Raw genomic sequence first — 12,325 nt, forward strand, 5'->3', positions numbered from 1 at the left:
GCGGCTACGTTCAGATTTTTATGTAGATGTGTATATGATATGAAATAATAAATAATATATGGTGAACATCACCGGGCGGAGGAATGAATATGTCAACGGTAGTCGTTGTGGGAACACAATGGGGAGATGAAGGAAAAGGGAAGATCACGGATTATCTGGCGGAAAGCGCTGACGTGGTGGCCCGCTACCAGGGCGGTAATAACGCCGGCCATACCATTCTGATTAATGATAAGAAATTCAAGCTGAGCCTGATCCCATCCGGGGTATTTTATACGGATAAGATTTGCGTCATTGGCAACGGCATGGTAATTAACCCGGCAGCGCTGCTGGAGGAAATTCAGTACATTCACGAGAACGGCTTCAGCACAGACAATCTGGTGATCAGCGACCGCGCGCATGTTATTATGCCGTACCATATGGTGCTGGATGCGCTGGAAGAGGACCGTAAGGGACCGAACAAGATCGGAACGACCCGTAAAGGGATCGGCCCGTGCTATATGGATAAGGCGGCTCGTAACGGCATTCGGATTGCAGATCTGATGGATGCGAAGGAATTCGAGCTGAAGCTCCGCCATCTGATGAACGAGAAGAATCAGGTGATTACCCAGGTGTACGGCGGTCAGGCGCTGGACGTGGAAGAGGTACTAACAACCTACCTGCAATATGCCGAGCAGATTCGCCGCTATGTCAAGGACACCTCTGTTGTCCTGAACGATGCGATTGACGATGACAAGAAGGTGCTGTTCGAGGGCGCTCAAGGCGTTATGCTCGATATTGACCAGGGTACATACCCGTATGTGACGTCTTCCAACCCGTCGGCTGGCGGCGTATGCATCGGCTCGGGGGTAGGCCCGTCCAAGATTCAGCAGGTGATCGGGGTTGCGAAATCCTACACGACGCGTGTGGGCGATGGACCTTTCCCGACAGAGCTGAACAACGAGATCGGTGACTTTATCCGGGAAAAAGGACATGAGTACGGCACCGTGACCGGCCGTGCCCGCCGCGTCGGCTGGTTCGACAGCGTAGTCGTCCGCCATGCCCGCCGCGTCAGCGGCATCACCGGACTGTCGCTGAACTCTCTCGACGTCCTGAGCGGACTGGAAACAGTGAAAATCTGTATCGCGTACAAATACCGCGGTGAAGAGATCACGCATTATCCGGCAAGCCTGAACATGCTCGCTGAGTGTGAAGCGGTATATGAGGAGCTGCCAGGCTGGAGCGAGGACATTACCGGTGCGAAGACGATGGATGACCTTCCGGAGAACACTCGCCGCTATGTTGAGCGTGTCGCCGAGCTGACCGGTATTCCGATTGCTATTTTCTCCGTTGGCCGTAACCGGGAGCAGACGAACCAGATTGCACCAATCTACGTATAATGACGGTAACACTGCCGTGGACGTGAGCTTCTAGGGTCATGGCAGCATCAATCAAGATCTAAATGTAAAAGGCCTGCTTCGGATGCTTATGCTTCCGGCGGGTCTTTTTTTCGGCCGTCGATTGCGCATAAAAAATGGTTCCCCTAGACAACTTAAGAGGTTGAACTTTCAGTCGTCCGTCCATACTGAGTAGAGAGGAAGGACGAGCCGTGTACAAGAAGTACACAGGAAGGAGGGGAGTTATCTATGCGCATGCTGCGATGGCTGATCAAAATCAGCGTGGCTGCGGTACTCATCAGCAGTCTGACGATCCTGACGACAGGATGGATCGTCAGCACGTATCTTCAAGCCGTGCTGACCAGCTTCAATATCGAGCTGGAAGGACAGCCGCTGGGCTTCGGAGGAATTGTCAGCTCGATGTTCGGCTCCGAGAGTGACAGAGACCATCAAGAGCAGGGTGGCAGCGGAGCCGAGGCCGAAGCTCCTGCCGACAGCGTACCTGACGCCCCGGCAACAGATGGGGAACCGGCGGAACCTGGTGGCGGGCCGGGAGCAGATGTTCCTGCCGGCAGCGGCAGTGAGGCGGGGGATCATGATGAGGCACCGGAAGGCTCGCTGCCCGTCATGGGCGGCGTGGAGAAGGAGCCGGGCACACTGGAGGATCAGGAAATTGTCATGAGCCCGGATGATTTAGGAGAGAAGAAGAGCAGCCTGACGCCGGACGAGAAGGAAGAGATCTTCACGCTGCTGATGACCAAGCTGCCCCAGTCCGAGATGCAGCGGATTTCTGCCGCGATGGAGAATGGATTAACGGCTTCGGAGCTGGAGGAGATCGAGAAGGGCATCTCGGCGTATTTGAGCCCAGAGGAATTCAAGAGATTGATGGATATGCTGAAATAGCCTGATGAAGAAGGAAGCCTGCTGAAAACGCAGGCTTTTTGTCGTTTTTTGCAGACTTGCTTCGAAACTTCGTGCTGTGGTACAGTTAACGAGGCAGCAAAAAGTTAAAATTTTGACACCTTTAAAGCAATCGTTGCAGAGACGCAGCTTAATGATAGAATATAACGGTTTCTTACATGGGATGTACAAGGAATAAAGGAGAACAGTATGAAGCGTTTCCAGATATTCAAGTGGGTTCAGCGTCTTCAGGACCGTTTGAAGACGTCATCCGCTCCATCAGAGGGGCTGCAGGAGCAGCATGGGCCACCCGTATCAAAGGCGAAGCCTGACAACAGCGCGGCTACTCCGGCTTCAAGCTCAAAGCGCCGGACGCTAAAGGTTATTTATATTACAGCTGGGATTCTGCTGGCCGCAGGCGGAGCGTTTCTGGGGGGCCGGGAGTATGTCAATGCGAATACGGTTCCCTTTTATCAGGTCTACGTTCATGGAGATCTGGTGGGTGCCATCAACAGCGATGACGAGCTGGAGAAGCTGCTGGGGCTGAAGCAGCAATATTATGATGAGAAATACCCCGGGGTAGATATGGTGCTGCATACGGATGCCATAACGACCCGGATGGAACGGGATTACAAGCCGGAGATCCACGCCGAGGAGACGCTGGCGAAGCTGGACGGGATGCTGAAGGCATACGCCCGCGGCGTGGAGCTGAAGCTGGATGGGCAGACGGTCGCTATTGTGAAGGATCAGGCTGCCGCACAGGCTGTGCTGGAGGCAGCGAAGGCCAAATATGCGCCTGCAGCTAACGCTGCTAAAGAGAAGGCCGGCAGCTCTGCCAAGGCGGCGCTGCCGCTGCAGAAGACGAGCGCCGGCTCCAGCGCTGCTAACGCCTCTGTCTCTATTATGGAGGAGTTCTCGATATCCGGCGTCAAGGCGGACCCTAACAAGGTGCTGGATGTCGAAGCGGCTGTTGCTGCATTGACGACAGCGAAGGAGCAGCCGATCACGTACACGGTGCGGGAGGGAGATACCGTTTCCTCCATCGCCCAGGCGCACAGCATGAGCAGCCAGGAGGTATTCCAGCTGAATCCCGGCCTCGAAGAGAAATATGTGGGGATCGGTATGGAGCTGAAGCTGACCTCGCCGAAGGCACCGCTCACCGTCCGCACGGTAGAGACCGTGACAGAGGACATGCCGAGCAAGCCGGAGACGATTGTGCGTACCAGTGACGAGCTGCCGCTTGGCAAGCGGAAGGTCGTGCGTCCCGGACGGGATGGCGTCAAGGAAGTGAGCTATATCGTCACGAAGGAGAATGGCGAAGTTGTTTCCAAGCAGTGGGTGAGCCAGGAGGTGACGGAGCCGGCTCTGCCGGAGGTCGTATATAAAGGCACCAAGGTCGAGAAGAAGACCGTGGCCGCAGCTTCTGCGTCTTCAAGCAAGATGTTCGCCTGGCCGGTGAGCGGTGCGCGCATTACGAGCGCTTACGGCCCGAGATGGGGAAGCAAGCACGAGGGCATTGATTTGGTAGGCGGCAGCACGATTATGGCCTCGGCGCCGGGTAAGGTTATTTTTGCAGGGACCCAAGGCAGCTACGGCAAGGCCGTTTTGATCGACCATGGCAATGGCTATCAGACTCTGTATGGACATCTGAGCAGCATCTCCGTTTCGGTCGGCCAATCTGTAAGACAGGGCGGCAAGGTCGGCATAATGGGCAGTACAGGGCGCTCCACCGGCGTACATTTGCACTTCGAAATTCGCAAGAACGGAAATCAACTAAACCCTATGCAGTACCTATAACTTGTGATATACTGACACTACCAAGCACGACATAAGCCATTTTTGGTTTTATATATCATAACTTAACCAGAGACAACCGCTCCCGCCAGGGGCGGTTTTCTCATTGTAAGGAAGCTTTCTGAGTGACTGCGCTCTGAGCAGAAGGGATCCCCGCCCTCCCTGATGTCAGGGACAAGCAGGTATGGTAAAATAGGGTCAACTACGGCTCAAGTGAAGGGTTGGGGTGAACAAGCACATGCAGGGAACGATTCTGGTGGTGGATGATGAGCAGCCCATCGCTGATATTTTAAAGTTTAATCTGGAAAAAGAAGGCTATGACGTCATCTGCGCGTTTGATGGCATCAGTGCTGTGGAGCTGGCGCTGTCCCGTCATCCGGATCTGATGCTGCTGGATCTGATGCTGCCGGGCAAGGATGGCATGGACGTATGCCGCGAGATACGGGCTGCCGGCCTGCAGACACCGATCATTATGCTCACCGCGAAGGACGGGGAGATTGATAAGGTGCTGGGGCTGGAGCTGGGTGCGGACGACTATGTGACCAAGCCGTTCAGCACGAGAGAGCTGCTGGCCCGGGTGAAGGCCCAGATGCGGCGGCAGCACAAGAGCCCCTCGACAGAGCAGAACGGCACGGCACCGGGCGGAGAAGAGCAGGGGCTGCGGCTGCTGGAGCTGTTCATTGATACCGACATGTATATGGTCTACAAGAGCGGGGAAGCGCTGGATCTGACCCACCGCGAGTATGAGCTGGTCTATTACCTGGCGAAGAACGCCGGCAAGGTGATGACACGAGAGCATCTGCTGCAGGCGGTATGGGGCTTTGAGTATTTCGGCGATGTCCGTACCGTGGATGTCAGCATCCGCCGTCTGCGGGAGAAAATCGAAGAGAATCCGAGCAAGCCGGAGTATATTTTGACCAGGCGGGGGCTGGGCTACGTGATGCGCAGTCCCAAGAAGTGAGCCTGTCCATGAAGTGGCTCTCCTTCTTCCGCACGATTCAGGCGAAGGTCATTATTATTTATGTGCTGCTCATTCTGATTGCGATGCAGCTGATCGGTGTGTATTTTGTCAGCGCGATGAAAAATTCACTGACGAGCAATTTTACGACGGATTTGCAGGAGCGGGCGGAGCTGATGTCTGTCCTGGCCGCGAAGACGCTGGCCGGCGGAACCGATGGTGAGGAGGATCCCGTAGAGAGCCTGCAAATTATGGTCAACAACCTGTTTAATCTCGATGGCGCTGAAATTCAGGTGCTGGATGCGACGGGGCGCGTGCTTACGACTTCCCTCTCCTCCCAGGCGGAGTATGTCGGGAACAAGAACACCCAGACGGTGGTCAGCCGCGCGCTGCAGGGGATTCGCGATAATGAAGAGAACATTCTGGATGATGACGGTATCCGCAAGAAGGTTGTGGCGAAGCCGGTCATTTACAATGGCAAGATCGTTGGAGCCATCTATATTGTAGCGAGTATGAACGAGCTGTATGAGACGATGCAGTGGATTAATAATATTTTTATATCCGGGATCTTGCTGGCATTGGGACTGACGGCGGTGCTCGGTGTCATTCTGTCGCATACGATCACCCACCCGATCAAAGAGCTGACAAAGCATGCACGGGCAGTGGCGGAAGGACGCTTTACCGAGAAAACACCGGTGTTCGGCAGCGACGAAATCGGACAGCTTAGCCAGGCCTTCAACTATATGACGAGCCGCCTGCGGGAGGCGCTCTCCCAGAACGAGGAGGAGAAGGAGAAGCTGGCGTCCATTCTGACCAACATGAGCGATGGCGTGATTGCAACCGATGAGGCTGGGCGCGTCATTCTGATGAATCGGCGGGCGGGGCAAATGCTCGGCGTCGAGGGCGAAGAGCTTGCCGGACAGGAAATATCAGCCCTGCTGGGTCTTGCCCAGCCGGAGGGAGATGCGCTCTCCCGGGGAGAAGGGCTCGATTCCCGGCTGCTGGAGATTGCGCCGCGCGAAGGGGACCCGGCGCTGACGATGCGGGTGACTTTTACACCCATTCACCGGCGCGACACCGGCATTACCGGTACGATTGCGGTGCTGCAGGATGTTACGGAGCAGGAGCAGCTGGAGTCCTCCCGCCGGGAATTCGTAGCGAATGTATCGCATGAGCTGCGCACACCGCTGACGACGATCAAGAGCTACACGGAAGCGCTGGGAGACGGCGCGCTGGAGGATACCCAGCTGGCGTCCCGGTTCGTGAACGTTATTCAGAACGAGACGGGGCGGATGATCCGGCTCGTCACGGATCTTCTGCATCTATCCCGCCTGGATTCCAAAGAAGCCGCGCTGCGCAAGCAAAAGGTGGACATTGTGGAAATGCTGGAGGATGTAGAGGACCGGTTCTCGTTTCAAATGCAGCAGAAGGACATTACAGCCGTTATTGATGTGAAGGAGGGTATCTCTCACGCCATGCTGGACCGCGATGGCATTGACCAGGTGCTCGACAACCTCATTTCCAATGCGCTGAAATATACCCCGGACGGGGGCAAGATTACGATGGAAGCGGCTTTAACAGGACAGGGTATGCTGTCCCTGTCAGTCAGCGATACCGGGATCGGGATTCCGAAGAAGGATTTGGAGCGGATTTTTGAACGCTTTTACCGGGTGGATAAAGCCCGTACCCGCAATATGGGCGGAACGGGTCTGGGTCTCTCCATTGCCCGGGAAATTGTACGGGCCCACGGGGGCCATATTACGCTTCACTCCGAGCTGGAGCAGGGCACCAAGGTAACCTTTACGCTGCCGCTGGTGGTGGAAGGAGGCAAGAGCGCATGATGGAGCGCGTGAAGACGGCATTTTTGGCTTTTTTGGTGCTGTGTAGTCTGATCCAGAGCTATTTCCTCATCTACCGCCTGCCAGGCAGTGAATCGGTCGTGCAATCGGGAAGCTCCTACATCGAGACAGACGAGATGGGACCGGAGGAGCGGACTGAGAATCTGATCTATCCGAAAAATATGGTCGTTCACCTCGGGGAGGACAAGCATACGGTGTTCTATCCCGGCCAAATGTTCTATGACCTGATCTATAACCGGATTAAGGGACGCACGTTTGACAGCTTTCAGCGGCGGAGTGTCAGCAATATGGACTGGTCTGCCCTTCGCCGTGCGACACAGGGAATTGAGCTGAACTTCGGCTCCGGCATGCCGGTTACGCTGCTGCAGCGGGTCATGCAGATTACGCCGGACTCCTTGTTCGAGGGAGAAAGCATCCACAAAATGTGGCTGTACAGCGTAGAAGGCGAGCCGAAGGTGCATGTGCTCTTTTTCAGTACGGAAGGAAATGTTGTGTATGAAGCGGCCCAGGCCGATTTAACAGCGCAGGATATCGGTCAGCTCGTGGATTTCGGGCAGGATTGGGTGCCGTATACGCTAAGCGAGGATGCTGCCTACTATATTCCGGAGGAGCCGCTGCCGATCGTCTCGCTGGAGCTGACGATGAACAGCTATACGGTAGAGCAGATGCAGCGAAGCCTGTTCTTTGACCCTGGCATTACGCGGAACATTCGGGAGCGGGACGGCTCGGAAATCTACACAGACGGCAAACGGAGCCTCCAGGTGGATGAAAGCCAATACCGGATTAACTATACAGATCCCGCCGCGCCGCCTACCGGCGAGAACAATCCCGGACGGGACGTACTGACGGCGATCAGCTTCGTTAATCAGCACGGAGGCTGGAGCGGCAGCTATCGGCTGAGCCGGACGCAAGACGTTCAGGACAGCCGCCGGGTCGAGTTTCAGCGGTACGATCTCGGTCTTCCCGTACTGGACACCCCGGGACTGAACTACGGTCTTATGACGCTGGAGCTGCAGCAGGGGACGGTGACCTCTTATGAGCGTTCACTCCTGTATGCAGAGCCGGTAGAGAAGGAGAAGCGGCTGGATCATCTGCCTGGCGGCGAGGATTTAAGGCAGGTGCTGTCACAGCTGCCGGACAATGTGTCCATTGCCGGCCTGCAGCCCGCCTACCGGCCTGCCTTGACCGGGAACACCCTCGTGCTGACGCCCGTCTGGGCCGTTGTACAGCCCGATGGCAGCTTGACGGATCTTAGTGGACTGTAACGGCAGCGGTCAGAACCCTGCTGCGCAGCAGCCTTGAACACACCTAGCGAGAAGGAGGACGGAGGATGGATTGGGGACGGGCCAAAAACGTATTGATTTACGCCTTTCTGCTGCTCAATCTGGTGCTGGGCTACCAGCTCTGGATGGATATGCGCGATCGGGCGGGCGCGAGTCCGGACTTCACCTCCTTGTCCGGGGCGACCCAGCGCATGATGGAGGAGAACCGGATTCAGGTGCTCAGTCCCATCCCGGCTGAAACGCCGCAGCTGCCCAAAATATCATATACCTACCGTCCCGACGCACAGGGTGATCCGGTGCCGCTGGAGCAGCCGGTGGATACCCGGCTCATCTACGGAGAGCCGAAGGAGCTGCAGAGTGCGATCGGGAATCAGATTGCGGATCTGGAGCAATACCGCCATGATCCGCAGTCAGACCGGGAGAGTACATTCGTCTACCGGCCGCTCGTACATGGCCAGTGGCCGCTGTTTAATGTAGAGCTGGAGCTGTTTCACGAGAGCCAGAAGATTGAATTCTACCGTGAGCCGGTGCTGGAGATCGAGCCGACAGGAGATGTGGAGGAGCAGAAGGTGCTCTCGGCCTCCAAGGCGCTCAGTACGCTGATCGAGCGGAATGTGATCCCGCCGCGTTCGTCCGTGAAGGACATCCAGCTGGGGTACTACGGGCAGATGTTCGATACGGAAGTGGAGCTGGCAGCTCCTGCATGGCGGTTTACGCTGGATAACGGGGAAATGATTTACGTTCAGGGCATCAGCGGGGACGTGTTTACACCGAAGAAGCCATAAAGCAAACATAAAGGGAGTGGAAGAAATGGCGATATCTTTTTCCGTACTGTCGAGCGGCTCTACAGGCAATGCGACGATCGTCCGGAACGAGGATACGACACTGCTTATTGATGCCGGTCTCAGTGCCCGTCGCATTGATGAGCTGCTGAAGGAGCGGGAGATGTCCGGGGAGGAGATCGACGGCATTCTGGTCACGCATGAGCATTCTGATCATATTAAGGGTCTCGGCGCAGTCGCGCGGAAATACAATCTGCCGATCTATGCCAATGAGAAGACCTGGGAGGCCATGAACCGCTCGATTGGCAACATTGCGGAGGAGAACCGGATTGTGCTGCAGAGCGATGAGGTGAAGGATTTCGGCACCCTGCGGGTAGAGCCGTTCGAGATTTCCCATGATGCGGCCGAGCCCGTAGGCTACTGCTTCTATGACGGTGATCAGAAGCTGGGGGTCGCTACCGATCTCGGCTATGTCAGTGACAAGGTGATGCGGGCGATTGAGGGCTCGGATGTGCTCGTGATGGAATCGAACCACGATATCGAGCTGCTGCGCATGGGCCGCTATCCGTGGAACACGAAGCGCCGCATTCTCGGCGATCTGGGGCATCTGTCCAATGAATCCGCGGGCGAAGCGCTCAGCGAGCTGCTGACCGGCGATACCAAGCGGGCCTATCTTGCCCATCTGAGCCGGGATCACAACATGATGGACCTCGCCAAAATGACCGTGCGGGACACGATGGAGGACCGCGGCTGCTTTTTCAAGGACAGCGAGTTCAAGCTGTGCGATACGTACTATGACCGCTCTACCCCATGGGATGAGCTGAAGAAATAAGTATTATAATTCATAGCATGAATGACAGGACATCACCCTTTCCAGGACGATGGCAATGGTAGTGGCAATGGCAATGGTAGTGGCAATGGCGGACACCCCTTTATGTTCGGAGTAGGAGCTCTTACTGCGGATGGAAAGGGGTGTTTATTCAGGTGAAGCAGGAACCTCAGGAATGCGACTGGAGGATGACGCGAGATCACTATAAACTGGATGTAATTTACATAAAATATTACACTCGCTTGACACAGAAATCACGGTCAAAGACCTGGTGTTGTGGTACAATGAACGAAGTACCGGAAGGTTGAAGAATACCGGGAAGAAATGACCACCGGGCAAGGAAGCATGCCGATTGAGGGCTTGTTTCTTTTTTCGTCCCTGGACTGGTAAAACTATGGTTGAAATGCAAGGAATTGATAGATGCTTCTGCAGGGCTGAACGGTGGTAAAGAATAGGTAAGAAGTACGCTTTTTGAAGTGGCAGCTATGAACAGTGCAACTTTTTGGCGGATGTAACAGTTATATAATAAGTACATATATTTTCGGACGGGACCAAAGGGGGAGCGGCCATATGGGGTTGTTTGATGATGATTTTTACTCAACGAGAGTATCCGGACGGGAGAGCAGGGAACTGAAGAAGGCCCCGGCCCCGGCAAAATGGCGCGTCAGCCGCCGCCGTAAACCGCTGTCTACGCTTCAAATTTCCGCGATCAGCTCGGTATGCAGTGCCCTGATTGCGGTGCTGCTGTTCAGTCTGCTGACCGGACATTCCACCGGCTCATCCCCGGCTGCAGGCCTGAGCGGCCATGAGCTTACCCCCACGAACGGCGATCCTTACGAGCGCCTGGTGAATGCAGCTGCCAAGGTAAGGCCCTCGGTCGTCAGTGTTGTCACCCATAAGGACCCGGAACCGGTGCTTCCGGAGGAGCAGGAGCTGGCTCCAGATGAGGCCTCCCCGGAGGATGAGTCGTGGCTGGAGGAGCTGCCGGAGGATTTTGATTTTGGAGAGAATTTCGATTTCGGTGAAGAGTTTGCTCCAGACGGCGGGATGGAGGAGAACTCGCTGGGGTCGGGTGTGATTTTTAAGAAGATAGAGAACAAAGCATATATCGTGACGAATAACCATGTGGTGGAGGGCGCTGACCGGCTGGAGGTCGTGACGGTGACCGGCGAGAGCAAGGATGCGGTGCTGATCGGCACCGATAAGGTGAGTGATCTCGCCGTGCTGTCCATTGACAGCAAGGGTATCGGTGAGGTTGCCGAGCTGGGAGACTCCTCCAAGCTGCGCCTCGGCGAAACGGTGTTTGCGATCGGCAATCCGCTGGGACTGGGCGATTCGCTGACGTCCGGCATTATCAGCTACACGAACCGGGTCATCCCGGTCTCCTTGAATCAGGACGGCGTGTATGACTGGGAGGCAGAGGTCATCCAGACGGATGCCGCCATCAATGAAGGCAACAGCGGCGGCGCGCTTGTGGATCTGAACGGCCGCGTGATCGGAATTAACACGATGAAGATTGCGGAATCCGGCGTGGAGGGACTGGGCTTTGCGATTCCGGTCAATGACGTGACAGAGATTGTGAAGGAAATTATGATGACCGGCAAGGTGGCGCGCTCATACCTCGGTGTCTACACCGTAGACCTGGGCAATCCGTACGCCCCTCTGAGCAAAAAGGATCTGGAAGAGCTGAAGCTGCCGAAGGATGTGCAGGAAGGCGTTGTCGTCCTGGATGTGCTGGGACCGGCCGAAAAGGCAGGACTGAAGCTGAATGATGTGATCACTCAGTTCAACGGCAAGCCGATTACGACCACCTTGGAGCTGCGCAAGTTTCTGTACCACGAGACGAAGGTCGGCGACAGCCTGAACGTGACGCTTTACCGCGAGGGCAAGCAGCAGGATCTGAAGGTGAAGCTGGAGGAGAAGCCCGGGGAGTAGGGAATAGCGGAGCTGTTCCTGCATATGCGCGGGGCGAGCCTCGAATTCCCTCCCCGCACGAGACCGGCACCGGGTGCTGTTGACAGCGCGGTGCAGGGGGATGCCTGAGAATACGGGTTTCTTTTTAAGGCGACGTGTGTTAGAACTGAAGAGTGGCCATACTGTGAACAACAGGGATGACAGATCGGAATACATGCGACTTGGGATGGACAGAAAGGGATGCTTACCATGTACGTTGTGTGCAAAGAGCACGTAGAATTGGCAATTGAGAATTTTGTAGACGAGTTTGAGGACGCTCCGGACATTGTGGATCTGAAAGAGACCGAGTTCTCCGATTGGGATCCTCCCGTCAAGTGCGTGGAGTGCGAGCGGCATGCGGAGTTTCTGGTAGTGTAGCTTTGCAAGGCCTCTGGGCTTCAGGACGCGAAAGAGAGCGTCAGGCGTGTAAGCCAAGTCATAGAATAGATGAGGGGAGAGCGTGCTTGGGCGCTCTTTTTTGTTTTGGGGATTGGAATGGGAAGAGTGGGGTTGTGCAGGTGCGTTGGAGAGGTAGAGTATGGAGCGGGGTACAGCGTCAGTGTGAGATTGAGAACGAGTGAGCCAATGGCTGCG

General features: G+C 55.7%; 10 protein-coding genes. All 10 read left to right on the forward strand.

Annotation, left to right across the window (positions count from 1 at the left end; translation table 11 throughout):
• Window positions 1-89: 89 nt before the first annotated feature.
• Window positions 90-1,376 (forward strand): adenylosuccinate synthase, encoded by a 1,287-nt coding sequence (locus JJQ72_RS11070; RefSeq protein ID WP_138227512.1) that lies wholly within the window; start codon window positions 90-92, stop codon window positions 1,374-1,376.
• 246 nt (window positions 1,377-1,622) lie between these two features.
• Window positions 1,623-2,276 (forward strand): ICP22 family protein, encoded by a 654-nt coding sequence (locus JJQ72_RS11075; protein WP_208203704.1) that lies wholly within the window; start codon window positions 1,623-1,625, stop codon window positions 2,274-2,276.
• Between the two features lie 207 nt (window positions 2,277-2,483).
• Window positions 2,484-4,070, forward strand: coding sequence for a M23 family metallopeptidase (locus JJQ72_RS11080; RefSeq protein ID WP_208203705.1), 1,587 nt, complete (start codon window positions 2,484-2,486; stop codon window positions 4,068-4,070).
• Between the two features lie 235 nt (window positions 4,071-4,305).
• Window positions 4,306-5,028 (forward strand): response regulator YycF, encoded by a 723-nt coding sequence (gene yycF, locus JJQ72_RS11085; RefSeq protein WP_138227933.1) that lies wholly within the window; start codon window positions 4,306-4,308, stop codon window positions 5,026-5,028.
• Between the two features lie 8 nt (window positions 5,029-5,036).
• Window positions 5,037-6,866: a cell wall metabolism sensor histidine kinase WalK gene (gene walK, locus JJQ72_RS11090; RefSeq protein WP_208203706.1), complete on the forward strand. Its 1,830-nt coding sequence runs from the start codon at window positions 5,037-5,039 to the stop codon at window positions 6,864-6,866.
• Window positions 6,863-8,149, forward strand: a complete 1,287-nt coding sequence (locus JJQ72_RS11095; protein ID WP_208203707.1) for a YycH family regulatory protein — start codon at window positions 6,863-6,865, stop codon at window positions 8,147-8,149. The genes walK and JJQ72_RS11095 overlap by 4 nt, the downstream gene beginning before the upstream one ends.
• 65 nt (window positions 8,150-8,214) lie before the next feature.
• Window positions 8,215-8,952, forward strand: coding sequence for a two-component system regulatory protein YycI (gene yycI, locus JJQ72_RS11100; RefSeq protein ID WP_208203708.1), 738 nt, complete (start codon window positions 8,215-8,217; stop codon window positions 8,950-8,952).
• A 25-nt stretch (window positions 8,953-8,977) separates the two neighbouring features.
• On the forward strand, window positions 8,978-9,781 hold the full coding sequence (locus tag JJQ72_RS11105; RefSeq protein WP_138227506.1) for an MBL fold metallo-hydrolase: 804 nt from the start codon (window positions 8,978-8,980) through the stop codon (window positions 9,779-9,781).
• A 567-nt stretch (window positions 9,782-10,348) separates the two neighbouring features.
• On the forward strand, window positions 10,349-11,713 hold the full coding sequence (locus tag JJQ72_RS11110; protein WP_208203709.1) for a S1C family serine protease: 1,365 nt from the start codon (window positions 10,349-10,351) through the stop codon (window positions 11,711-11,713).
• A 228-nt stretch (window positions 11,714-11,941) separates the two neighbouring features.
• A complete protein-coding gene (locus JJQ72_RS11115; RefSeq protein ID WP_138227932.1) occupies window positions 11,942-12,109 on the forward strand; it encodes a CxxH/CxxC protein in 168 nt (55 codons plus the stop codon).
• Window positions 12,110-12,325: the final 216 nt, after the last annotated feature.

This window comes from Paenibacillus sp. F411 (assembly GCF_017582705.1).
Classification (GTDB): Bacteria; Bacillota; Bacilli; order Paenibacillales; family Paenibacillaceae; genus Paenibacillus_AQ; species Paenibacillus_AQ algicola.